The 24,033-nt window shown below is 67.3% G+C and carries 23 protein-coding genes and 1 tRNA gene; 17 read left to right on the top strand and 7 right to left on the bottom strand.

Features of this window, described 5'->3' with window-relative positions:
* The first annotated feature begins 79 nt into the window (after positions 1 to 79).
* Positions 80 to 1,105 carry a ribose-phosphate pyrophosphokinase gene (locus MWU52_RS17545; protein ID WP_246954450.1) on the top strand — a complete coding sequence of 342 codons (1,026 nt, stop codon included), beginning with the start codon at positions 80 to 82 and terminating at the stop codon, positions 1,103 to 1,105.
* Complete coding sequence (locus MWU52_RS17540) at positions 1,098 to 2,216, top strand: class I SAM-dependent RNA methyltransferase (protein ID WP_246954446.1); 1,119 nt, start codon at positions 1,098 to 1,100, stop codon at positions 2,214 to 2,216. Before MWU52_RS17545 ends, MWU52_RS17540 begins: the two co-directional genes overlap by 8 nt.
* A gap of 21 nt (positions 2,217 to 2,237) precedes the next feature.
* Here MWU52_RS17540 and MWU52_RS17535 read toward each other — a convergent pair.
* Positions 2,238 to 2,314 (bottom strand) — tRNA-Arg (locus tag MWU52_RS17535).
* 136 nt (positions 2,315 to 2,450) lie between these two features.
* On the opposite strand from MWU52_RS17535, the gene MWU52_RS17530 reads away from it, so the two are divergent.
* Positions 2,451 to 3,620, top strand: a complete 1,170-nt coding sequence (locus tag MWU52_RS17530) for an aminoacetone oxidase family FAD-binding enzyme (RefSeq protein WP_246954444.1) — start codon at positions 2,451 to 2,453, stop codon at positions 3,618 to 3,620.
* Between the two features lie 211 nt (positions 3,621 to 3,831).
* Here the strand turns inward: MWU52_RS17530 and MWU52_RS17525 are convergent, their stop codons facing one another.
* From MWU52_RS17525 to MWU52_RS17515, 3 genes are all read right to left on the bottom strand, one after another.
* Entirely contained in the window at positions 3,832 to 5,214 is a 1,383-nt protein-coding gene (locus MWU52_RS17525; RefSeq protein WP_246954442.1) for a HAMP domain-containing sensor histidine kinase, read from the bottom strand.
* Positions 5,215 to 5,284: 70 nt separating this feature from the next.
* Positions 5,285 to 6,697, bottom strand: a complete 1,413-nt coding sequence (locus MWU52_RS17520) for an FAD-dependent oxidoreductase (protein WP_246954668.1) — start codon at positions 6,695 to 6,697, stop codon at positions 5,285 to 5,287.
* Between the two features lie 55 nt (positions 6,698 to 6,752).
* On the bottom strand, positions 6,753 to 7,490 hold the full coding sequence (locus MWU52_RS17515; protein ID WP_246954440.1) for a TVP38/TMEM64 family protein: 738 nt from the start codon (positions 7,488 to 7,490) through the stop codon (positions 6,753 to 6,755).
* Between the two features lie 273 nt (positions 7,491 to 7,763).
* Between MWU52_RS17515 and rpmH the strand changes: the two genes are divergently transcribed.
* From rpmH to argB, 11 genes are all read left to right on the top strand, one after another.
* Entirely contained in the window at positions 7,764 to 7,898 is a 135-nt protein-coding gene (rpmH, locus tag MWU52_RS17510) for a 50S ribosomal protein L34 (protein WP_050929300.1), read from the top strand.
* 23 nt (positions 7,899 to 7,921) lie between these two features.
* Positions 7,922 to 8,284 carry a ribonuclease P protein component gene (locus MWU52_RS17505; protein ID WP_246954438.1) on the top strand — a complete coding sequence of 121 codons (363 nt, stop codon included), beginning with the start codon at positions 7,922 to 7,924 and terminating at the stop codon, positions 8,282 to 8,284.
* Positions 8,281 to 8,502, top strand: coding sequence for a membrane protein insertion efficiency factor YidD (yidD, locus tag MWU52_RS17500; protein WP_246954436.1), 222 nt, complete (start codon positions 8,281 to 8,283; stop codon positions 8,500 to 8,502). The genes MWU52_RS17505 and yidD overlap by 4 nt, the downstream gene beginning before the upstream one ends.
* A gap of 309 nt (positions 8,503 to 8,811) precedes the next feature.
* Positions 8,812 to 9,033, top strand: coding sequence for a hypothetical protein (locus tag MWU52_RS17495; RefSeq protein WP_246954434.1), 222 nt, complete (start codon positions 8,812 to 8,814; stop codon positions 9,031 to 9,033).
* Between the two features lie 81 nt (positions 9,034 to 9,114).
* The gene (gene ttcA, locus MWU52_RS17490) at positions 9,115 to 9,975 is read left to right on the top strand and encodes a tRNA 2-thiocytidine(32) synthetase TtcA (protein ID WP_246954432.1); all 861 of its coding nucleotides are present in this window, start codon (positions 9,115 to 9,117) and stop codon (positions 9,973 to 9,975) included.
* Between the two features lie 73 nt (positions 9,976 to 10,048).
* A complete protein-coding gene (locus tag MWU52_RS17485; RefSeq protein ID WP_246954430.1) occupies positions 10,049 to 11,665 on the top strand; it encodes a bifunctional diguanylate cyclase/phosphodiesterase in 1,617 nt (538 codons plus the stop codon).
* Between the two features lie 134 nt (positions 11,666 to 11,799).
* Complete coding sequence (gene yidC / locus MWU52_RS17480; RefSeq protein ID WP_246954428.1) at positions 11,800 to 13,665, top strand: membrane protein insertase YidC; 1,866 nt, start codon at positions 11,800 to 11,802, stop codon at positions 13,663 to 13,665.
* Entirely contained in the window at positions 13,662 to 14,396 is a 735-nt protein-coding gene (locus MWU52_RS17475) for an MOSC N-terminal beta barrel domain-containing protein (protein ID WP_246954425.1), read from the top strand. The genes yidC and MWU52_RS17475 overlap by 4 nt, the downstream gene beginning before the upstream one ends.
* 29 nt (positions 14,397 to 14,425) lie before the next feature.
* Positions 14,426 to 15,037 (top strand): CatB-related O-acetyltransferase, encoded by a 612-nt coding sequence (locus tag MWU52_RS17470; RefSeq protein WP_246954424.1) that lies wholly within the window; start codon positions 14,426 to 14,428, stop codon positions 15,035 to 15,037.
* On the top strand, positions 15,034 to 15,687 hold the full coding sequence (gene yihA, locus MWU52_RS17465; protein WP_246954423.1) for a ribosome biogenesis GTP-binding protein YihA/YsxC: 654 nt from the start codon (positions 15,034 to 15,036) through the stop codon (positions 15,685 to 15,687). The genes MWU52_RS17470 and yihA overlap by 4 nt, the downstream gene beginning before the upstream one ends.
* A 2-nt stretch (positions 15,688 to 15,689) precedes the next feature.
* Entirely contained in the window at positions 15,690 to 16,568 is an 879-nt protein-coding gene (gene argB / locus MWU52_RS17460; protein WP_246954665.1) for an acetylglutamate kinase, read from the top strand.
* Here argB and MWU52_RS17455 read toward each other — a convergent pair.
* From MWU52_RS17455 to MWU52_RS17445, 3 genes are all read right to left on the bottom strand, one after another.
* The gene (locus MWU52_RS17455; protein ID WP_246954422.1) at positions 16,565 to 17,842 is read right to left on the bottom strand and encodes a DUF3422 domain-containing protein; all 1,278 of its coding nucleotides are present in this window, start codon (positions 17,840 to 17,842) and stop codon (positions 16,565 to 16,567) included. The genes argB and MWU52_RS17455 overlap by 4 nt on opposite strands.
* A 94-nt stretch (positions 17,843 to 17,936) precedes the next feature.
* Positions 17,937 to 19,124, bottom strand: a complete 1,188-nt coding sequence (kynU, locus tag MWU52_RS17450) for a kynureninase (RefSeq protein ID WP_246954421.1) — start codon at positions 19,122 to 19,124, stop codon at positions 17,937 to 17,939.
* On the bottom strand, positions 19,124 to 19,858 hold the full coding sequence (locus MWU52_RS17445; RefSeq protein ID WP_246954419.1) for an SDR family oxidoreductase: 735 nt from the start codon (positions 19,856 to 19,858) through the stop codon (positions 19,124 to 19,126). Before MWU52_RS17445 ends, kynU begins: the two co-directional genes overlap by 1 nt.
* Positions 19,859 to 19,979: 121 nt before the next feature.
* On the opposite strand from MWU52_RS17445, the gene MWU52_RS17440 reads away from it, so the two are divergent.
* From MWU52_RS17440 to MWU52_RS17430, 3 genes are all read left to right on the top strand, one after another.
* On the top strand, positions 19,980 to 21,554 hold the full coding sequence (locus MWU52_RS17440) for a Re/Si-specific NAD(P)(+) transhydrogenase subunit alpha (RefSeq protein ID WP_246954417.1): 1,575 nt from the start codon (positions 19,980 to 19,982) through the stop codon (positions 21,552 to 21,554).
* A 15-nt stretch (positions 21,555 to 21,569) separates the two neighbouring features.
* Positions 21,570 to 23,066: an NAD(P)(+) transhydrogenase (Re/Si-specific) subunit beta gene (locus tag MWU52_RS17435; RefSeq protein ID WP_246954415.1), complete on the top strand. Its 1,497-nt coding sequence runs from the start codon at positions 21,570 to 21,572 to the stop codon at positions 23,064 to 23,066.
* An 87-nt stretch (positions 23,067 to 23,153) separates the two neighbouring features.
* Positions 23,154 to 24,032, top strand: a complete 879-nt coding sequence (locus MWU52_RS17430; RefSeq protein ID WP_246954413.1) for a metal ABC transporter substrate-binding protein — start codon at positions 23,154 to 23,156, stop codon at positions 24,030 to 24,032.
* The last annotated feature ends 1 nt before the right edge of the window (position 24,033 follow it).

The raw sequence follows: 24,033 nt of genomic DNA, 5'->3' as shown, positions 1-24,033 counted from the left end.
CGTGGTTGTGGCTGGCCGGAGGGTAAGCGCGGTGCTAGGCGAGGCGCAATTGCGCCCGGGACGATTCGCGAGGACACCGATGCCCAGCCCCGATCCGAAGATCATCTCCGGCAACGCAAACCGTCCCCTCGCCCAAGCCATCACCCGACGGATGTCGATGCACCGCGGCGTTCGGACCGGCCTGGTCGATGCCAGGGTCGAGGTATTCAACGACCAGGAAATCTTCGTCGAGGTGTTCGAGAACGTGCGCGGCGAGGACATGTTCATCGTCCAGCCGACCTCGAACCCCGCGAACGACAACCTGATGGAACTGCTCATCATCGCGGACGCGCTGCGCCGGTCCAGTGCGGCGCGGATCACGGCGGTCATCCCCTATTTCGGCTACGCCCGGCAGGATCGTCGCACGAAGGCACGGACGCCGATCAGCGCCAAGCTGGTCGCCAACCTGATCGCGAGCGCCGGGGTCGAGCGGGTCCTGACGATGGACCTGCATGCCGCGCAGATCCAGGGGTTCTTCGACATCCCCGTCGACAATCTCTATGCCTCGCCGATCTTCGCGCTCGACATTCTGCACCATTTCAAAGGCGCGATGGACGATGTCGCGGTCGTGTCGCCCGACGTGGGCGGCGTCGCCCGGGCGCGCGAGTTGGCCCAACGGATCGGCGCCCCGCTGAGCATCGTCGACAAGCGGCGCGAGAAAGCGGGCGAAGTCTCCGAGATGACCGTGATCGGCGACGTCTCCGGCAAGAAGGTCATCATCGTCGACGATATTTGCGACACCGCCGGGACGCTGTGCAAGGCCGCCGACGTGCTGATCGACGCGGGCGCGACCGAGGTGCACGCCTACATCACCCATGGCGTCCTGTCGGGCCCCGCCGTCGGACGGATCACCAAGTCGCAATTGAAGTCGCTGGTCATCACCGACTCGATCGAGCCGCCGCAGCCGGTGAAGGATTGCCCGAACATTCGTATCGTGCCGACCGCACCGATGCTGACCCAGGCGATTCTGAACATCTGGAACGGGACATCGGTGTCCTCCCTCTTCGACACCGCGACGCTGGAGCCGATATACGAGCCGCTCTATCCCGGCCTCGCCTTTGGCTGACGGCGGATCTTTCGAGATTTTCCTGGCCTGCCCGCCCGGGCTGGAGGGCGCCCTGGCCGACGAGGCCCGAGAGGCCGGCTTTCGGGACCCGCGTCCGGATCGCGGCGGAGTCGTGATCGAGGGCGGCTGGCCGGAGGTCTGGCGCGCCAATCTGACGCTGCGCGGCGCCGTCCGCGTCCTGACCCGCATCGGCGCGTTCCGTGCCTTCCATCTGGCACAATTGGACAAACGGGCGCGAAAGTTCCCCTGGCTGACGGTTCTGCGCGCCGACGTCCCGGTGCGCGTGGACGTGACGACAAACCGTAAATCCAAGATCTATCACGCCGGCGCCGCGCAGCAGCGGATCGAGACGGCGCTGGCGGAGAGTGCGGGGGTCGCGGTCTCGGCCAAAGCGGAGGTCACGATCAAGGCACGGATCGACGACAACCTCGTGATCCTGAGTGTCGATACCTCCGGCGAGAGCCTGCACAAGCGAGGTCACAAACCCGCCATCGGCAAGGCCCCCATCCGCGAGACGATGGCGGCCATGTTCTTGAGGCAATGCGGGTTCTCGGGGGATGAACCGGTCTTCGACCCGATGTGCGGCTCGGGCACCTTCGTTCTGGAGGCGGCGGAAATGGCGGCGGAGCTGCTGCCCGGGCGCGGACGGACCTTCGCATTCGAGCAGCTCGCGAGTTTCGACGCCGCGCAATGGACCGAGATGCGCCAGCCGGTCGACAGGACACGGACGACACAACGGTTCCGGGGATCGGACCGGAATGCCGGCGCCTTCACGGCCGCCCGCGCCAATGCCGAACGGGCGGGCGTGGCGGATCTGGTGACGTTCCAGAAAGCCAGTGTCAGCGAGATCGCCCCGCCCGAGGGTCCCCCGGGGCTGGTGATCGCGAACCCACCCTACGGCACGCGGATCGGGGAGAGGGCTAAGTTATTCCCGCTCTACAGTGCCTTGGGCACATCTTTGCGGGAGCGGTTCGGCGGCTGGCGGGTCGGCATCGTGACGACCGAGGCGTCACTGATCGGCGCGATGAACCTGCCCCTCGGCCCGCCGGGACCGGTGGTGCCGCACGGGGGCCTGAAAGTCAGGCTATGGCAGACGGGGCCATTGCCTTAAGACACTGAAATGTAGGGAAAATGGCGCGCTGGGGAGGATTCGAACCCCCGACCCCTTGATTCGTAGTCAAGTACTCTATCCAACTGAGCTACCAGCGCACGACTGAGGCCGCAGATAGCCCCCGTGCGCGGGGGGTGCAAGACCCGAATTGCAGGGAAATCCGCGTGCACCCCCTGCACGTCCACCGTACATACACCATGCACGCACAATGAAAGAAAGACGGGGCGCGCGGGCTTGGCCGACTACGATGCGATCATCCTCGGGGCCGGTGGCGCCGGGCTGCTGGCGGCGGCGACCGCCGGGCAGCGCGGCGCGCGCGTGCTGTTGCTGGATCATGCGGCGAAGCCCGGAAAGAAGATCCTGATTTCGGGCGGCGGGCGGTGCAACTTCACCAATCTCGGGACCGAGGCGGCATGCTTTCTGTCCGAGAACCCGCATTTCGCCAAATCGGCACTGAGGCGCTACACACAGTGGGACTTCCTTGCGCTGATCGAGGCCCACGGGATCGCCTGGCATGAGAAGACGCTGGGCCAGCTATTCTGCGACGGATCGGCGCGGCAGGTGGTGGCGATGCTGCTGGAAGAATGCGCGAAGGGCGGCGTCGAGATCCGGCTGAACACCCGGATCGGCGAGATCGACCATGCCGACGGCCGCTTCCGCGTCGCCGGCGCGTCGGCCCGACGACTGGTCGTCGCGACCGGCGGGCCGTCGATCCCCAAGATGGGCGCGACCGGTATCGCCTATGACATCGCCCGCCGCTTCGGGTTGGCCGTTGTGGCGCCGCGTCCGGCGTTGGTGCCGTTGACGCTGGGCGACGGGGACGCGGCCTTCTGCGGGATCGCGGGCGTCGCCTGCCCGTCGATCGCGCGGGTGGGCGATGTGGCTTTCGCCGAGGCGGCGCTGTTCACCCATAGGGGCCTGTCCGGCCCGGCCATCCTGCAGGTCTCGTCCTACTGGTCGCCGGGCACGCCCGTCGTGCTGGAGGTGCTGGCCGAGGCGGGCACACGGCTGCGTGCGGCGCGGCGCCGGATGCCGCGGGCGCATTTGAAGGCGGCGCTGGCCGAATGGCTGCCGACGCGGCTGGCCGACGCGCTGGCCACGCGGATCGGCCTGACGCGCGAGCTGGGCAACACCAGCGATGCCGAGCTGGACCGCGCCGCCGCCATGCTGGAGGCGCTGACGTTCCACCCCACGGGGACCGAAGGCTATGCCAAGGCGGAGGTCACGGCCGGCGGCGTCGACACGGCCGCCTTGTCGTCGAAAACGATGGAAGCGCGTGAGGTACCGGGCCTTCACGTCATCGGCGAGGCGGTCGACGTGACCGGATGGCTGGGCGGCTACAACTTCCAATGGGCGTGGTCGTCCGGGGTTGCTTGCGGCGAGGCGCTGGCCGCGTCGGCTTGACGCAGGCATCGCGAGGAGGCGATCGCAAACCTCGGGGCGGACCGTTTCCGGTACCGGATTTGGCGGCGCGCGATTCGATCAGATATGGCCGCGGCATGTCGCTCAGGTCCATGGCCGTCGGCCGAGGGACGCGGAAGTCCTGGGCCGTGCATGTGTTTCCTGGGCCGTCCTCAAACGCCATACGGAACCGCGATGCAGGCATATGGCCGGTCTAGCCGACTTCGCGCGGCAGGATGACGCGGAACACGGTGCCATCCGAACTCGTGCTTTCCAACTCCAGCGTGCCGCCATGGCCCCGGACCAGTTCGGAGGCGATCGCCAGGCCAAGCCCGGTGCCCCCCTTGCGCACATTGCCCTGGAACGCCTGGAACAGGTTCTCCTGCGCCTTGGGCGGCAGGCCGGGGCCGGTATCGCAGACCTTGATGTGCCACGCATCGGCGGTCTCGGACAGCGCGACCCCGACCTCGCCGGGGGTGCCGGTGACCTGAATCGCCTGGCGCGCGTTCCGGATCAGGTTGCCGATGACGCGGTGCATCTGCTCGGGGTCGCCGCGAAAGGTCACGCCGCGCGGCACATCGTGGTGGATGCGCACGGCGTCCGGCGCGACGGCCAGCTGTTCGCCCTCGCAGATCTCGTCGAGGAAGGGGGCGGCCTCGATCATCTGCAGCGCGGGGGGCGCCTCCTCGGCGCGGCCGAAGGCGAGCGTCCCTTCGGTCAGGTTCACGGCGCGGGTCAGGGAGTTGACGATCTTGGGCGCGACCCGGCGAACGGTCGGGTCATCCACCCGCTCCATCCGGTCGGCCAGCAGCGTCGCGGTGGTCAGGATGTTGCGCAGATCATGACTGATCTTGGCGACGGCGCTGCCCAGTTGGGCCAACCGCTCCTTCTGGCGCAGGGATTGCGTCAGCTGGGTCTCAAGGTCGCGCAGGGTCGTCTCGGCCTCTCGCAGCTCGCGGATGCGGGACCGGGGTTCGATCACCCGGCGCGAATCCTCCGGCGCGGCGGCGTAGCGATTCATCTGCCGCACGAGGCCCCGGATCGGCGCAACCATCAGCCGGCGCACGGCGAGGAAAAGGAACGCCGACGTGATGACCGAGATGACGAGACTGAGCCACAGGATGTTGAGACCGTAGTCGATCATCGCGGCATGCATGTCCGAAGTGTCGATCGCCGCCTCGATCTGGACGCCGCCCCCTCGCGCAGGCTCGGCGATGACGCGGATGATCTCCGACCCCGGCATGAAGAACCGGGCCATCGCGTCGCGTATCAGGACCGTGGCGGGCGGGTCGCGCAGGTCGACGGTTTTGGTGACCGGACGCGTCAGGTCCGACGACAGCACGAGTTGCCGCATCGCATCGCGTCGCAGAACGACGTTCAGCACGCCCGCATTGTCGAGGAGTTCGGCCTCCACCTCCTCGTCGATCATGTCGCCGGTGCCCAAAAGGGCCAGCGAGGCGATCTGCGCGCGTTCCATCCGGTCGGTCAGGTAGTCGAGGCGGAAGCGCGCGATGGAGGGCACGAAGATCAGAACCTCGGCCAGCATCACGAAGGCCACGGTCAGGATCAGGAAGCGGCCCGAGAGTGTCGTGAGCATGGAAGATCCGGTGTTTGGTGGCATCGGCAGGTTAACGTCCCCGCCGCCGGATGGCGACAGGGGCGCCGCATCAGGGCAGGAACCGCTGGACCAGCCGAACCACGGTCTTGACCGCCTCGCTCTGGAACAGGCGCGGGGCGAAGTACTGCCCGGCCGCGCGCTTGGAGATTTCACCCAGCGTGGGATAGGGCGCGACCATCTGCGCGACCTGGCCGATCTTCATGCGATTGGCGATGACCAGCGCCCAGAGACCGATGAGCTCACCCGCCTGCGCGCCGGCGATCGAGGCACCGACGATGCGCGCCCGCACGACCATCACCTTGATCAGACCCTCGGTCCGGCCGCTGGCGATGGCACGGTCGTTCTCGTGATACGGGAAGCGCAGCACCTCCAGCCTGTCGCCATGCGCCTCGCGGGCCTGCGCCTCCGTCAGGCCAACCTGGGCCAGTTCCGGGTCGGTATAGGTGGCCCAGGGGATGTGGTCGGTGCGTGCCTTCGCGGGCAGACCGAACAGGATCGGGCGGATCACCGTGGCGCCGTGATAACCCGCGACATGGGTGAACTGATACCCGCCGGCCACGTCGCCGATCGCATAGACCCGGCGGTTTGTGGTGCGCAGGTCGGACCCGACCTTGATGGCGCGGTCATGTTCCACGCCGGCTGCGTCCAGGTTCAGCTTCTCGACATTGGTTTTGCGCCCGACGGCCATCAGCAAATGCGTGCCGGCGACATCGCCCGCGGGCGTGTGCACCGTGATCGCCCCATCCCTGCCGGAAACCCGCGTCACCTGCGCGCCTTCCATGATTTCGACGCCCTCGTCCCGCAGCCGTTTCAACACGACCGCTGCCATTTCGGGATCGTCCTTGCCCAGGGCCTTGGCGCCCTCGATCACCGTGACCTTGCAGCCGAGGCGGATATGGGCCTGGGCCATCTCCATCCCGATGGGACCGCCGCCGACGACGATCAGATGGTCGGGCTTCTCCATCAGATCGAAGATCGTCTCGTTGGTATGGAAGGGCACGTCGGCCAACCCGTCGATCGGCGGAACCAAGGGTGACGAGCCGGTCGCGATCACGATCCGGCGCGCCGTGATCCGGTTGTCACCGGCGACAACCGTATCGCGGTCGACGAAGCGCCCGTATTCGCGGATGACGCGGACGCCCATCCCCTGGAACCGTTCCTGGCTGTCGACCGGGGCGATGGTTTCGATGACGTCGTGGACGTGGCGCTTGGCGGCAGCATAGTCGACCATCGGGTCGACCGGGGTGACGCCGAATCTCTCGCCGCCGCGCATGGCCTGTGCCTGCTTGGCCGCGGCGATCAGCGCTTTCGACGGCACGCAGCCGAAATTCAGGCAATCGCCGCCCATCTTGTGCCCTTCGAGGAGCGTTACGTCCGCGCCCATCTGCACGGCCCCGGCCGCGAAGCTGAGCCCGCCGGACCCCGCACCGATGACCAGAACGTCGGTCTTGATTTCCTGCATCGGGGGCTCCTTCGCGCGCAGCATTTCGTCCGGGGTGGCTTGGATGTTCATGTTCCTACCCCTTCCGGCGCAGTTTCTTGACCGCAATGGGCAGGCAGGCCAGCGCGACCAGTCCGATGATCGGGCCCAGGATATGCGGCTCGAAGATAATGCCGAGATCGGGGGTCTCGCCACGCGCGAAGACCTCGCCCAACCCGGCGCCGACCCAAGTGTAGACGACCGTGCCGGGCAGGATGCCCAGGAACGTCGTGACGACATACTTGCGCAGGCCCACCCCCACGAAGGCGGGCACCAGGTTGGCCACGAAGAAGGGGACCGCCGGAACCAGTCGCATGATGAACAGGTACGACGTCTCATCCTCGCGGATGCCCTCGCGCAGCCTGCGTGCGGCGCCGCCGGCGGCATCCATCTTGGCGGCCAAACGGTCGCCCAGCCCATGCTTTGCCGCCAGGAAGATCGCCGTCGCGCCCAGCGTCGCCGCCACCGCGTTGAAAAGCGCGCCCGGAAAGACGCCAAACAGGAACCCGCCCGTCAGCGTGGCGATTGCCGCGCCGGGCAGCGAGAAGGCCACGATCACGACATAGGCCAGTAGGACCACCGCCACGGTCGCCGGATAGTTCGCATCGCGGAACGCCAGCAGGGTTTCGCGATTCTCGGCCAGGGTCGCGAAGTTGAGATGCTCACGCAGCAGGAAAGCCCCGCCGAGCGCCACGACGCCGATCACCGCCAGCGGAAGGTAGCGGGCCACGCTGCGGGGATTGTCGGGGCGCGTGTTCATCGTTCGATCGGTCATCATTTCCATCCAGTCTGTCGAGGGGCGATGCAGGGGAGGTGCACCGGATCGCCGCCTGTGTGACGGCCGGGTGCCATTCGCGATATCCCCCCTCACGCCCGTTTGAGCGGTCGTGTCTGCAGGATGCCCCACAGGGCGCTTTGTTACAGGTTCGGATGGCCTCGGCGCTGCACGGGCGCCCGTTGACACCTGATTCCACGTGCCCTAGACGGCGGCTTCCAGTTTTCCCGGCGGCCGTGAGTGATTCCGGCCCAAGACCACGGAGTGAAGGCGATGAAACGTACCTTCCAGCCCTCGAACCTCGTCCGCAAGCGCCGCCACGGCTTTCGCGCCCGCATGGCCACCAAGGCCGGACGCAAGATTCTGAACGCGCGCCGGGCACGTGGCCGCAAGGTCCTGTCGGCGTAGATCCCCTGACAGGTCGGACAGACATGACGCCGGAGGGGGATGCCTCTCCGGCGTCTTTGCGCATTCTGCGGACCCGTCCGCAGTTCCTGGCCCTAAACCGCGGCATCCGGGTGCCCGCGGGTGCGTTCCTTCTCCAGGCCCGCGACCGGGGTGACGAGGATCCGGCAGTCGGTGTGGGGTTCACCTGTTCCAGAAAGGTCGGCAATGCGGTCGCCCGCAACCGGGCCAAACGCCGCCTGCGCGAGGCCGCGCGCATCGTCCTTCCGATGGCCGGTCGCCCCGGCTGGGACTACGCCCTGATCGGTCGGAAGGACGCGACGGCGGGCCGGGCCTTCGACGCATTGCTGGACGACCTGCGCGGCGCGCTGGACCGGGCGCATCGATGACCCCCCTCGCCCGCCTCCTCGCCATGCCGGTGCATGCCTATCGGGCGGTGTTCTCGCCCCATGTCGGGCACAACTGCCGCTATCAGCCCACGTGTTCGGCCTATGCGCTCGAGGCATTGGAGCGCCATGGCGGCCTGCGCGGCGGATGGCTGGCGGCGCGACGCATCGCGCGCTGCCACCCCTGGGGCGGATCGGGCATCGACAACGTCCCCGACTGAGACCCGGGCGCCACAGATTACCCCCCCGACATCGCGACTGTTGGCTGACGCGGCGTAATAGTGTACGGAAACCCCAGCGCCGCATCTGATCGAGGGAGGGGCCGTATGGATATGATCCAAGCATTTCACCGCCCCGGCGCGCGCATGAAGGTGTCCGTCCTTCGTTGGACCTGCACCGCCTGATCCCTCGCTGCCTTCGGGCATCCCGACAGAACCGGTCCTGATCGTCGTGCCCCAATGGGCGCGCGGCACGACCCATTCTCACAACCCATGACAGGGACCCGGGCCATTTTGCCCGGGATGTTGAATATGACAGCCTTGCGCATAACGTCGCCGCGTCCATCGCGCGACCTCATTGACCACGCGATCGCCCGGCACGGCGCCGGCCGCGTCCTCCTGGCCGCGCTTCTGGCGCTGCTGCGTCCGAAAGCGCGCCCGCCGGATGCGGCGAGCCTGCCTGACCATCTGCGCCGCGACGTCGGCCTGCCCGATATCGAGGCCCAGCGGCACTGGACGCGATACCTCCGCTGATGCCGCATCACCCGCGCTCGGTGGAAACCGGGCGCGGGATCGGCTATCGCCGCCCATGCGACCGCATCCACGAGGCACGTCATGTTGGACGAGGCAGACGATATCCACCCGCTGTTTTCCGGTGCGCCGAAGACGACGGAGTTCCGCAAGCTGCGCAAGCGGATCATCCGCGAAACGCGCGAGGCGATCGATCGCTACGGCATGGTCCGCCGGGGTGACCGCTGGCTCGTCTGCGTGTCGGGCGGCAAGGACAGCTATACGCTGCTGGCCGCGCTGACCGAACTGCAATGGCGCGGCGTGCTGCCGGTCGACATCCTGGCGTGCAACCTGGATCAGGGGCAACCGAACTTTCCCGCGACCGTACTGCCGGAGTTCCTGTCGCGGATGGGGGTGCCGCACCGGGTGGAGTACCGCGACACCTATTCCGTGGTGAAGGACAAGGTCCCGGCGGGGCGCACCTATTGCGCGCTCTGCTCGCGCCTGCGACGGGGCAACCTCTACCGGATCGCGCGCGAGGAGGGATGCGCCGCGGTGGTCCTCGGTCATCACCGGGACGATATTCTCGAGACATTCTTTCTGAACCTCTTCCATGGCGGCAAGGTCGCTACGATGCCGCCAAAACTGGTGAACGACGAGGGTGACCTCGGCGTGCTGCGGCCCCTGGCCCACGTGGCCGAGGAGGATTGCGCCCGCTTCGCCGCGGCGCTGGCCTACCCGATCATTCCCTGCGACCTCTGCGGCAGCCAGGACGGGCTGCAGCGGCAGGCCATCAAGGCGATGCTCGACGGATGGGAAGCGAAGGCCCCAGGACGGCGCGCAAAGATCTTCTCGGCGCTGATGAAGGTCCGGCCATCGCACATGCTGGACCCATCCCTGTTCGATTTCGCGGCGCTTGCGGCCGCGGATAACGAAAATTCGACGGAAATTCCGCGCCTGCGTTAAGGCTCTGCTCACGACTGTGCCCCAGGCATGTCCCGACGAACGATCGGAGACGAAGATGCCGGACGGGCCCGAAATGCCGAACCCTCCCGCGCCGCGGCGGGCCGCATGGCCACCGCGCATCGACTGGGCGCTGCTTTTTCCGGCGATGGCGGGCTTGGCCTGGGTCTGCGGTCAGGACGCTGTCGCGGTGACCCTGATGATGGTCTTTCCGCTGCTACTGGTCCTGGACGGTCGGCTGGGTTGGCGCGGCGTCCGGGCCTCGCAAGCAGGTGATACCGTATCCGTCCGTCCGCTGGCACGCGGGCCCATCCATGACATCATCGACGGCGTGCTTCGGGAATGCAGCCGTCAGGACCGCACGACGGCCGTGCTGCACGTCGTCGTCGACGACCTGCACGTGGCCGACGGCGCCTGGGACACCGATATCGGCGAGGCAGTCATGACCCGGCTCGTCCCACGCGTTGCAGCGGTGCTGCGGACCCCGGATGCGGTGCTGCGACAGGGCGAGGACGGGCTCGTCATCGTGCTCGCGCCGACACGACGGGCAGATCTGGATGTGGTCATGGCGATCGTCGACCGAATCCAGACGGCCGTGGCCGAGCCCGTGCTGGTCGACGGATGTTCGGTTCGCGTACATGCCTGCGTCGGCATCTGCAACGAGGGGATGGCACCGGCGCGGACGGGCGCGGCGATGCTGGCGGCGGCCGACTGTGCACTGCGTCTGGCCCGGCGACAGGGCGCCGAGGCCGTGCGCGTGTTCACGCCGGACATCCAGACGCGGGTGGAAACCGACCACCGCCTGTCGGCGCAAGTGGAAGACGCATTGATCGAAGGGCAGTTCCGCCCCTGGTTCCAGCCGCAGGTCGACGCGCGAACGGGGCGGTTGGCCGGGTTCGAGGCGTTGGCGCGATGGCACCACCCTACGCTTGGCGTCCTGACGCCGGGCCAGTTCCTGCCGGCGATCGCCGCCGCCGCCCGATGCGCCGAACTGGGCGAGCATATCCTGCGCGCAAGCCTCGAGGCGCTGGTCGCCTGGGACCGCGCAGGGCTGGAGGTGCCATGCGTTGGCGTGAACCTGTCGCTGGAAGAGTTGGCCGACCCGCGACTGTCGGACCGCATCATCTGGCAGCTCGATCGCTACGACATCCGCCCCGAACGTCTGGCGATCGAGATTCTGGAGACGGTCACGCTGCGTGGCGATGACGAGGCGATCATGCGCAACGTCACGATGCTGCGACGTGCGGGGTTCCGGCTGGACCTCGACGACTTCGGGACCGGTGCGGCCTCGATTGCGCATATCGCGCGGTTCGGCGTACACCGCATCAAGATCGACCAAAGTTTCGTGACCGGGATCGACGCGGACGCGACCCAGCGCGAGATCGTGGCCGCCATACTTGGCCTGGCCGAACGCCTTGGCATCGAGACCTTGGCCGAGGGGGTCGAAACGGTGGCGGAGCGCGCGGCGCTGGTCGCCCTCGGGTGCCCGCAGCTGCAAGGCTACGGCATCGCGCGGCCCATGCCGTTGTCCGACACCATCCCTTGGGCCCGCGGCCGACGGGCCGGAGACATTGAAAGCAGGGCGCTGCCTGCGGTCTCCGTCACGACTGCAGACCCAAGGCCCAGGAATTGCGCGCCGGGCGAGGGGGCCGGCCATGCCGGCAAAAGCGGCTCGGGCCCCTGCAAAGCCTGACCCGACGTCGCGGCGGACGCGATAGGCTGGCGGCCGCACGGGGCTGGATTGGCCTTGACGTTCGGGGGCGCGGTCTGTTGAACGGCGCGCAACCCCCGACACCGTACCCCTTCCGCGCGCAACAGGTCTTTCCGATGGACGATCAGAACAAGAACCTCATCCTCGCCACCGTGCTCAGCGCCGTGGTCCTGCTGGTTTGGTTCGTACTCTTCCCGCCGGAGCAGCGCTCGCCCGACATCGTCGAGGGGGACACGTCGGACGGCATCTCTGCTCCGCAACCGGGCGCCCTGGTCCCGCCCCCGTCCGCCGAGGGCGAGATCGCGGTCGCACCGGGTGCGCTCGAGGCATCGCCAGCCGAGAGCCGCGCCGCCGCTGTGGCCGCCTCGGCCCGCGTGCCCGTCGAGACGCCGCGCCTGACCGGTTCGATTTCGCTCGTGGGCGGCCGGATCGACGACATCTCGCTCAGGGACTACCGCGAGACACTGGACGACGACTCGCCGATCGTGACGCTGCTGTCGCCTGCGGGCGGGCCGGACGCCTATTACGCGCTGCATGGCTGGGTGCCGGCCGGAGACGTCCCGACCGAGGCGGTCCCGTCAGCCGCAACCCTCTGGCAGGCGCCGGAGGGCGCGGCCCTGACGCCCGATACGCCCCTGGTCCTGACCTGGGACAACGGTGCCGGCCTGATATTCCAGCGCACCATCGCGGTCGACGACGACTACATGTTCACCGTGTCGCAGTCGGTTGAGAACACCACCGATACGCCCGTCCGCCTTGCGCCCTACGGCCTCATCGCGCGTCATGGGGAACCCGAGACGGTCAACTTTTTCATCCTGCACGAAGGAGTCGTCGCGCGCACCGACGGCGAGTTGGCCGAGATCGAATACGACGACATGACCGACCTCGATCTCGTCCAGGCCGAAGGCGGACGCGTCCAGCGCATCGAAGGCACCCAGGACGGCTGGATCGGCTTCACCGACAAATACTGGATGACGACGCTGATCCCCCCCGCGGGCGTGCCCTTCGCCGAAGTGGTGAAATACGTCGATCGCGCCGATATCTACCAGACCGAGACGCGCCTCGGCGCCGTCGAGATCGCCCCCGGCGCCACCGTGAACACCGAATCCCGTCTGTTCGCCGGCGCCAAGGAATGGGAGACGATCCGCGCCTACCAGAACGAACAGGGCGTCGCGGGCTTCGTCGACAGCATCGATTGGGGCTGGTTCTATTTCCTGACCAAGCCGATCTTCGCAGCGCTGCACTGGTTCAACGCGCTGATCGGCAACATGGGCATCGCCATCATCGTGCTGACTCTCTGCATCAAGGCGATCCTGTTTCCGCTGGCCTACAAATCCTACGTGTCGATGGCGCGGATGAAGGAACTCCAGCCCGAGATGGAGAAGCTGAAGGAGAAGGCCGGCGACGATCGTCAGAAACTCCAGCAGGGGATGATGGAGCTCTACAAGAAGAACAAGGTCAACCCGGCCGCCGGCTGCCTGCCGATCTTGCTGCAGATCCCGATCTTCTTCTCGCTCTACAAGGTGATCTTCGTCACGATCGAGCTGCGCCACGCCCCCTTCTTCGGACCCTTCCAAGACCTGTCGGCACCCGATCCCACCTCGCTGATGAACCTGTTCGGCCTCCTGCCCTTCGCCGCGCCCGAACCGGGCAGCATCCTGGCGCTGGTCTTCATCGGCATTCTCCCGATCCTCCTGGGCGTCTCGATGTGGCTGCAGCAGAAGCTCAACCCGGCGCCGACCGATCCGACACAGGCGATGATCTTCGCCTGGCTGCCATGGGTCTTCATGTTCATGCTGGGCGGATTCGCCAGCGGTCTGGTCGTCTACTGGATCGCCAACAACACGATCACTTTCGTGCAGCAGTACACGATCATGCGCAGCCACGGCGCCAAGCCGGACCTTTTCGGCAACATCAAGGGCAGCTTCAAGCGCAAGCCGGCAGTCGCGAATGACGGCAAGCCCCCGTCGAGTCGCAAGTGAAACTGACCGAGATCTGGCGGCACCCGATCAAGGGACACGGACGCGAGTCCGTCGCCGGATTCGACATTGCCGCAAGCGGAACACTGCCGGGTGACCGGGTCTGGGCCGTCGCGCATGAGGCGTCGCGTCTCGACGGCGGCACCTGGGTCCGGTGCGCGAATTTCATGCGCGGCGCGAAGACGCCCGCATTGATGGCCATTACCGCCGAGACCGGCTCGGACACCGTTACCCTGCGGCACCCGGATCGCCCGGACCTGACCTTCGATCCGGATGGCGACGGGCGGCCTTTCCTCGACTGGATCGCGCCGCTGGTCGACCCGACGCGCACCGCGCCGGTGGGGATCGTCCGCGCGACCGGGCGCGGCTTTACCGATTCAGATTTTCCGTCGCTTTCGCTGAACAACCTCGCCAGCCATGCCGCGGTCGAGGCGGCCGCCGGCAAGACGCTCAGCCGGGATCGCTGGCGCGGCAATCTCTGGATCGCGGACGCGGCGCCTTGGGCCGAATTCGATTGGATCGGACGCGACCTGACCGTGGGCGGCGCCCGGTTCCACGTCGAGACGCCGATCACCCGGTGCCGGGCCACGATGGCGAACCCCGATACGGGCCATATCGACACCGATACCCTCGGGATACTTGAGTCGCGCTGGGGTCACCGGGATTTCGGCGTCTATCTGCGTTGCATCGAAGGGGGGCCCGTCGCGCGCGGCGACGCCCTCGTCCTGCAATGACGGGGCCGGATCCGGACACGCTTGCACCGATGGCGCCGAGCTATGACGGAGTCGTCTTCCTGCGGACCTTGGCGCAGGGTCGCGCGAACGTCACCGTGGGCGCCTACAGCTATTACGATGACCGCGACGGCGCCCGGGATTTCTTCGACCGGAACGTCATGCATCATTACGACTTCACGGGCGACCATCTGACGATCGGGCCGTTCTGCGCGCTGGCCCATGGCGTGCGCATCTTCATGAACGGCGGGACCCATGCAATGGACGGATTCTCGACCTTTCCATTCAACATCTTCGGGCATGGCTGGGAAAAGGGGTTCGACCCCGAGAGCTGGAACACGGGGCACAAGGGCGACACGGTAATCGGGGCGGATGTCTGGATCGGCGACCATGCCGTCCTGATGCCCGGCGTCACCATCGGGGCGGGCGCGATCATCGCGGCCCACGCGGTCGTGACCGGCGACGTGCCCGCCTATGCCGTCGCGGCCGGCAACCCGGCGCGGATCATACGCATCCGCTTCGACGCGGAGACCGTGGCACGCCTGCTGGAGATCGCCTGGTGGGACTGGGACAGCGAACGGATCACGCGCAACCTGGACGCCATTCGCGGCGCCGACCTCTCCCGTCTGGAGAGTGCCCGATGAACGCCCTGCCCTTCCCCGAGGTCCCCGCCCCCAGCCCCGAAGCGGAGGAGGCGGGTCGGCGCCTGTTCGCCGGCGGCGGCGAGTTCCTGAAAGGGGTCGTCGCGATGTCGGGCATGCCCCCGTCGGACAGGCTGGAGGTCTGCTTCGCGGGCCGGTCCAATGTCGGGAAATCCAGCCTGATCAACGCGTTGACCGGCCGTAAGGCACTGGCACGTGCGTCCAACACGCCCGGACGGACGCAGGAGATCAATTTCTTCACGCTGGCCGACAGCCATTACCTGGTCGATCTGCCCGGCTACGGCTTCGCCAACGCGCCCGTGGCCGTCGTCGCCAAGTGGCAGGCGCTGCTCCGGGCGTATCTGTCCGGCCGGCCGAGCTTGCGACGTGCCTTCGTCCTGATTGACGCCCGCCACGGCGCCAAGCCCGTCGACGAGGAGATCATGTCGCTGCTGGATGCGTCCGCGGTGACCTTCCAGGTGGTGCTGACCAAGGCCGACAAGGTGAAGGCGGCCGAGCGCGAGGCGGCGCTGGCCCGCACTCGCGCGGTTCTCGCGACCCATCCGGCGGCGTTCCCCGAGCTGATCGTCACCAGCAGCGAGAAGGGCTGGGGCATGGCAACGCTGCGTGCGACCATAGCCGGGATGGAATGAGGATGAGGACCCAGGACGCCATGACCCGCGACAACGCCGCCATCGCGCGCACCCTGAACGAGGCGCTGCCCTATCTGACCCGCTATGACGACGCCGTCGTCGTCATCAAGCTGGGCGGCCATGCGATGGGGTCGGACGAGGGGATGGCCAGCTTCGCGCGCGACGTCGTGCTGATGCGGACGGTGGGCATCAATCCGGTGATCGTCCACGGCGGCGGTCCGATGATAAACGAGCTGCTGGCGCGCCTCGGCGTCACCTCGGAATTCGTGCGCGGCAAGCGCGTCACCGATGCCGAGACGGTCCGCGTGGTCGAGATGGTCCTGGCCGGTCAGGTCAACAAGCGGATCGTGCAGGCCATCAACTCGGCCGGCGGGCGTGCGGTTGGCCTGTCCGGCAAGGATGCCGACATGATGGTCTGCACCCAGGCCGATCCGGAGCTGGGGTTCGTCGGCGCCCCGTCGCGGGTCGATCCGTCGCTTCTCCATTCGTTGTTCCGCGACGAGATGATCCCCGTCATCGCGCCCATCGGGACGGGCGAGGCCGACGAGACGTTCAACGTCAACGGCGACACCGCGGCCGGGGCCATCGCCGGGGCGCTGAAGGCGGATCGCCTGCTGTTGTTGACGGACGTGTCGGGCGTCAAGGACGCTACAGGCGAGGTGGTGACCCAGCTATCGGCGGCGAAGGTTCGCGAGCTGACCGAGGCGGGCGTGATCGCGGGCGGGATGATCCCGAAGACGGAAACCGCACTCGACGCCTTGGCCGCGGGGGTCCGGGCCGTCGTGATCCTGGACGGTCGGGTGCCGAACGCCGTCCTGCTGGAACTGTTCACCAGCCACGGCGCCGGCAGCCTCATCCGTGCGGAGGCGGACGGCGCCTAGCTGCCCATGCCACGACGGATGCGTTGGACAACCATCCACACGAGGATGACCACCGGGAGCACGACAAGCGCGGCCACCATTTCCTTGGTCAGGCCCGCCCGCGCGCCGACCGGATAGAGCAGCGCCGATACCAGACCCAGCGCGTAATAGCTGATGGCCACGACCGACAACCCCTCGACCGTGCGCTGCAGGCGCAACTGCATCCCGGCCCGTTCGTCCATCGACCGCAGCAATCGGGCATTCTGCTCGGACCGGTCGACATTCACGCGGGTCGACAGCAGATCCCCCGCACGCTTGGCCCGTTCGGCCATTGCTTCCATTCGGCGCTGGACGGATTTGCAGGTACGCATGGCCGGATCAAAGCGGCGCATCATGAATTCGGCAAAGGTCTGTCGCCCGCCGAAACGCGTCTCCCGAAGGACGGAGATCCGCTGCTCGACCAGAGCCTCGTAGGCCTCACGCGCGCCGAAGCGAAAGGACGACCGCGCGAGCATCGACTCTAGGTCGGACCCGATGGTCAGAAGGCCGGCCAGCGTCTCTTCGGTCTGCGCGGCGCCGGCGCGAAGACCACCGACCAGCGACGACAGGGTCTGATCCATCTGCGCCAGTTCGGCCGACAACGCGCGCGCCCGCGGCAAGGCCAGCATCGCCACGGTCTTGTAGGTCTCGATCTCGCAAAGGCGTTGAACGATCCGGCCGACGCGCCGTTCGCCGGTGTCCTCGGCAGCGAAGACGGCGAAGCGGACATGCCCCGCGCTGTCGATGCGGAAGTCGCTGGCGATCACCGCGCTGTCGTCCAGGACGCGGCTGACGGCCAGGCTCTCTGCCGAGAACCAGTCGTTCAGCTTGCCGTCGATCTCGGCGGGCTGGATCCCGGCCTCGACCCGCACCAGTGCAGACGTCAGCGTCACGCCCGGCGCCTCGGCCAGCCAGTCGGGCGGGAAATCGGCGAAGGTGCTGCCGTCGAAGGGGCGGTCGGCCACGTTGTCGGTGAAGAGCGTGTAGGTGACGAACTCGGTATGGCTCTCCCATTTCAGGCGGTGCTTTCCCAGCGCGCCGAAGAAATGCGTGGCCCCCGGCGCGGGGTGCGCCGCGCCGAACCGGTCGAGCAGCGCCTCCAGATGGGCGCGATCGGCGGCACGGTCGCGATTGGCGGCGTCGGTTTCAGGCTTGATGGCCAGGAACGCGGCCCGGCAAGGTGCGCGAAGGGTCGGGAAGGGCCGCGCGTGCAACTCGTTCGCCAACTCGTAGCGCAGGGGATGGTCGCGCAGCATCGCAGTCTCCGGTGGCGGCCTTTCCTGTCAGGAGCTAGCGGACGTCCGTCGGAGGGCAAAGTCGTTTCGCGGCATGCGAAGGTATATGTTCCATTCACGTCACCATGCGGCGCCGGGCAAATTCCGCGTGTTCAAAGGCGCGCGTGTCCAGAACATCGGCCAGGTGATCGACCGCGCCATCGACTTCCGCCTCGCCGATGAATAGCGGGGTGAAGCCGAAGCGCAGGATGTCGGGCGCGCGGAAATCGCCGATCACACCGCGGGCGATCAAGGCCTGCATAATGGCATAGCCCTGCGGGTGACGCAGGCTGAATTGCGAGCCGCGCGGAACATGCGGGTCGAGCGCAGGGGCCAGATCGGGACACCGTGCCGCCACGCCCCGGGCGAACCTGTCCGAAAGCTGCTGCGACCGGGCCCGAAGCGCGGCCATGTCGACGTCGTCCCAGATGTCGAGCGCCGCTTCAAGCGCCGCGAGCTGCAGCACGGCCGGGGTCCCGACCCGCATCCGCGCGATGCCCGCGCCGGGACGATACGCCGCATCGAACGCGAAGGGTTCCGCATGGCCCAGCCAGCCCGACAGCGCCGGGCGGACACGGTCATGCAGGTCGGGGCGGACGTAGATGAAGGCCGGCGCGCCGGGTCCGCCGTTCAGGTATTTGTAGGTGCAGCCGACCGCGAAATCGGCGCCGGCCCGGGTCAGGTTCACCTCGTGCGCGCCGGCGGAATGCGCCAGATCCCAGACCGTGACGGCACCGGCTGCGCGCGCCCGTGCCGTCAGGTCGGCCATGTCGTGCATTCGTCCCGTACGGTAGTCGACCTGCGTCAGCAGCATGACAGCCACGTCGTCGTCGATCGCATCCGCCACCGCTTCGGGCGCGACGATCCGCATTTCGTGCCCCCGCCCGAGCGAGGCGATCAGCCCCTCGGCCATGTAGAGATCGCTTGGAAAATTGCCGCTGTCCGACAGGACCACGCGTCGTCCGAGGTTGAGTTCGAGCGCGGAGGCGAGCGCCTGATAGACCTTGATCGAAAGCGTGTCGCCGACGACGACCGACCCCGCCGGTGCGCCGATCAGGCGGCCGATCCGGTCGCCGAGGCGCGCCGGCCAGTCCATCCAGCCGGCGTCGTTCCAGCTTCGGACCAAGCCATCGCCCCATTCCTCCTCGACCGTTCGGCGGACGCGGTCGGCGGTTGCCTTGGGCAGCGGGCCGAGCGAGTTGCCGTCGAGATAGATCACGCCGTCGGGCAGGTGGAAGCGATCGCGGAAGGCGGACCAGTCCATCAGAACTCTCCTCCGGCGATTTGGATGGCCTGGCCGTTCACGCTTCGCGCGTTCGCACCGCAAAGCCAAAGCGCGGCGCCCGCGACCTCCTCGACCTCGATCAATCGGCGATGCGGATTCGCGCCGATCATGACCTCGCGCGCGTCGGACTCGGACATGCCGGTCCGAGACATGATGCGCGCGGTGTTGTCGGTGACGATGTCGGTGTCGACATAGCCGGGGCAGAGGGCGTTGAACGTGACGCCTCGGCCCAGATGGTCGGCGGCCAGCGCGCGGATGAGGCCGATCAGGCCGTGCTTGGATGCGGTGTAGGCCGCGGCGCCTTTCAGCCCCTTCAGACCTGCGATGGACGACACGGCGATCACCCGTCCCCAATCGTCCATGTCCGGCAGGCAAGCACGGATCACGCGATAGGCGCCGTCCAGGTTGGTGGCCATGACGGCGCGCCACATCTCCTCGTCGGTCTTGGCAAGGGACGCACCGACGGCGATGCCGGCATTCGGGACGCAGATATGGATGGGCCCGTTTTGGTCGCGGGCCGTGGCGATGCCCGCGGTGACGGAGGACGGATCCGCCACGTCCATGACCACCGGCGCGGCGCCGGTCACGGTCTGCAATGGCCCTGCCCGCCGTCCGGTCACGGTAACCGTTGCCCCCTCGACCATCAGCGCTTCGGCGATGGCGCGACCGATGCCGGTGCCGCCGCCGGAGATCAGGGCGTGCCTGCCCTTCAAGAACTGCCCCAACGTCATTCCCCCGTACGCAATGAAGTGTCGCAACGGCGCCTGTTGCCTTGAGCATCCTGAGCGCCGCAGATAGGACGACAGCACTGCCATCGCCCGGGGAGAGCATGCAATGAAGATCGGCGCACCGAAAGAGGTCCATGAGGGCGAAGCCCGCGTGGCGATCACGCCGGAAAGCGCGGGGCATCTGCAGAAGCTGGGCCACGAGGTCTTCGTCGAGACGGGCGCGGGCGCGGCGGCCGGGTTTACCAACCAGGCCTATCGGGACGCGGGCGTCGAGATCGTGAAGACGGCCGCGGCACTTTTCAAGGCGGTCGATATCGTCGCCAAGGTCCGCCCCCCGACCGAGACCGAGGCCAAGCGCCTGACCAAGGGGCAGACGCTGATCAGCTTCTTCTATCCGTCCTCGAACGAGGCGTTGATGGAACTGGTCAAGTCGAAGGGCGCGACGGCCATCGCGATGGACATGGTGCCCCGCATCAGCCGGGCGCAGAAGATGGACGCGCTGTCGTCGATGGCGAATATCGCGGGCTACCGCGCAGTGATCGAGGCGGGGAACAATTTCGGCCGCTTCTTCACCGGCCAGGTCACGGCGGCGGGCAAGGTGCCGCCGGCCAAGGTGCTGGTGATCGGTGCGGGCGTGGCCGGGTTGGCCGCGATCGGGACGTCGACCTCGCTGGGCGCGGTCACCTATGCGTTCGACGTGCGACCCGAAGTGGCCGAGCAGATCGAGTCGATGGGTGCGGAGTTCGTCTTCCTGGAGTTCGAGGACAGCGAACTGCCCGACGGGGCCGAAACGGGCGGCTATGCGCCCCCGTCCAGTCCGGAATTCCAGGCCAGGCAGCTGAAGAAGTTCCGCGAATTGGCGCCGGATATCGATATCGTCATCTCGACCGCGCTGATCCCGAACCGCCCGGCGCCGGTTCTCTGGACGGAGGACATGGTCAAGGCGATGAAGCCCGGATCGGTCATCGTCGACCTGGCCGCCGAGCGGGGCGGAAACTGCGAGTTGACCCGACCGGACGAGAAATTCGTGACCGACAACGGCGTCACCATCATCGGCTATACCGACTTCCCGAGCCGGATGGCGGCGCAATCCAGCACGCTTTACGGCAACAACATCCGTCACATGATGGCCGACCTGACGCCCGACAAGAACGGCGTGGTCGTGCACGACATGGAGGACGACGTGATCCGGGGCGCGACCGTCGCGCATGGGGGCGAGGTCACCTGGCCGCCCCCGCCGCCCAAGGTCGCGGCCATCGCCGCCAAGCCCAGGGAAAAGGTGGTCATCCCCACCGCCGAGGAACAGCGCGCGACCGAGGTCGCCGCGTTCAAGGCGCAGACTCGCAACCAGGTGGCGCTTCTGGGCGGGGGCGCGGTCCTGCTGCTGCTGGTCGGGCTCGTCGCGCCGGCCAGCTTCATGCAGCATTTCATCGTCTTCGTGCTGTCGGTCTTCGTCGGCTTCCAGGTGATCTGGGGCGTCGCGCACAGCCTGCACACCCCGCTGATGGCAGTGACGAACGCCATCTCCTCGATCATCATCCTGGGGGCGCTGATGCAGATCGGCTCCGGCTCCTGGCTGGTGATGATCCTCGCGGCGCTCAGCGTCTTCATGGCCGGGATCAACATCTTCGGCGGCTTCATGGTCACGCGGCGCATGCTCGCCATGTTCCAGAAATCGTAAGGCGGGACGAACGCAATGGATTACGGATTCACCATCGCGGCCTATGTCGTGGCCGCCGTCTTGTTCATCCTCTCACTGGGCGGCTTGTCGGGCCAGGAAAGCGCCAAGCGCGCCGTCTGGTACGGGATCGCGGGCATGGCGCTCGCCGTCGTCGCCACGTTGATCGGGCCGGGATCGGGGCTATGGCTGCTGTCGCTGATCCTGATCGCGGGGGGCGGCTTCATCGGGATGCAGCTGTCGCAGCGCGTGCAGATGACGCAAATGCCGGAACTGGTCGCGGCAATGCACTCGCTGGTGGGCCTTGCGGCGGTCTTCGTCGGCATCAATGCCCATATCGAGATTGGGCGCGTGGCCGCGGCCTTCTTCCGCGCCGACGTGCCCTTCCCGCTTGCCGTCGAGGGGGCACATCTGGCCAACGCGGCGGCGAACGCCGTGGCCGAGACGTTCCGCGGTTTCGCCGCCGTGGTGGCGCACAAGACCGAAACAGAAATCACCATCCTGCGGGTCGAGCTGTTCCTGGGCGTCCTCATCGGCGCGATCACGTTCACCGGTTCGGTCGTCGCCTATGGCAAGCTGGCGGGCCGCGTGGATTCCGCGGCGAAGAAGCTGCCGGGCGGGCACTTGTTGAACGCGGCGGCGGCGGCAATCTCGATCCTGTGCCTGTTCTGGTACACGGCCTCGGGCGGGTTCTTCCCGCTCTTCCTGATGACGCTGGCCGCACTCTTCATCGGGTACCACCTGATCATGGGGATCGGCGGGGCGGACATGCCGGTCGTCGTCTCGATGCTGAACTCCTATTCGGGCTGGGCGGCGGCGGCGATCGGGTTCTCGCTCGGCAACGACCTGTTGATCGTGGTCGGCGCGCTGGTCGGCTCCTCAGGTGCGATCCTGAGCTACATCATGTGCAAGGCGATGAACCGCAGCTTCGTGTCGGTCATCCTGGGCGGCTTCGGCGGAACGTCGGGCCCGGCGATGGAGGTCGAGGGCGAGCAAGTCGCCATTGACGCGGACGGCGTGGCGCAGGCGTTGAACGAGGCCGACAGCGTGGTCATCGTGCCGGGCTACGGCATGGCCGTGGCGCAGGCGCAGGGCGCGGTGGCCGACCTGACGCGCAAGCTGCGCGCGAAGGGCAAGGAGGTACGGTTCGCGATCCACCCCGTCGCGGGTCGCCTGCCCGGCCACATGAACGTGCTGCTGGCCGAGGCGAAGGTGCCCTACGACATCGTGCTGGAGATGGACGAGATCAACGACGACTTCCCGTCGACCGACGTCGCCATCGTCATCGGGTCGAACGACATCGTGAACCCTGCGGCGCAGGACGATCCGAACAGCCCCATCGCGGGAATGCCGGTGCTGGAAGTGTGGAAGGCCAAGCAGGTCTTCGTGTCCAAGCGTGGCCAGGGGACGGGCTATTCGGGCATCGAGAACCCGCTCTTCTTCAAGGACAACACGCGGATGTTCTACGGCGACGCCAAGGCCTCGTTGGACACGCTGCTGCCGAAGATCGACTGACGCGTTTGGGGCCGTGCCACGGGGCGGCCCTTGACATTTCCCGTCGCGAAGCCACTTCTGCGAATAATTCTCAATCGCAGGCTTCCGATGTTTCGCGCGCTCCTCGCCACCGTATTTCTCGCCACGCCCGCGATAGCGGACGACAAGCTGAAGGTCGTTACAACCTTCACCGTGATCGCCGACATGGCCCGCAACGTCGCCGGGGACGCGGCCGAGGTCGTTTCGGTCACCAAACCCGGCGCCGAGATCCATGGATACTCTCCAACGCCACGCGACTTGGTAGGAGCGTCTGACGCGGATCTGATCCTTTGGAACGGACTGAACCTGGAGTTGTGGTTCGAGCAGTTCCTGGCGAACCTGGGCGACATTCCCGCCGTGACCGTTAGCGAGGGCATCGCGCCCATCCCCATCGCCGAGGGCGCGTATGAGGGGCAAACCAACCCGCACGCCTGGATCGGAACGGATGCCGCGCTGATCTATGTCGATAACATCCGCGATGCGCTGGCCGCTGCCGACCCCGCGAATGCCGAGACCTATGCCGCCAACGCGGCCGCCTACAAGGACCGGATCGCAGCCGTGCTGGACCCGGTGCGCGAACGGATCGCCGCCCTGCCGGAAGAGGACCGTTGGCTGGTCACCTGCGAGGGGGCGTTCAGCTATCTCGCCCGCGATCTCGATCTGACGGAGCTGTATCTCTGGCCGATGAACACCGACGCGGTCGGCACGCCGCAGCAGGTGCGCCGTGTGATCGACAGCGTCCGCGAACACGAGATCCCGGTCGTGTTCTGCGAAAGCACGGTCAATACCGATCCCGCGCGGCAGGTCGCGCGTGAAACCGGCGCCCGCTATGGGGGCGAACTCTATGTCGACAGCCTCTCGGCGGCGGACGGCCCCGTCCCGACCTATCTGGATCTGCTGCGCGTCACCGCCGAGACCGTCGCGAACGGCCTGACGGCGTCGGACTAGG

The sequence above is a fragment of the Jannaschia sp. S6380 genome, from assembly GCF_023015695.1.
In the GTDB taxonomy this organism is placed as follows: domain Bacteria; phylum Pseudomonadota; class Alphaproteobacteria; order Rhodobacterales; family Rhodobacteraceae; genus Jannaschia.
The sequence above is the reverse complement of the archived record's forward strand: the minus strand, read 5'-3'. Positions and strand labels throughout refer to the sequence as shown.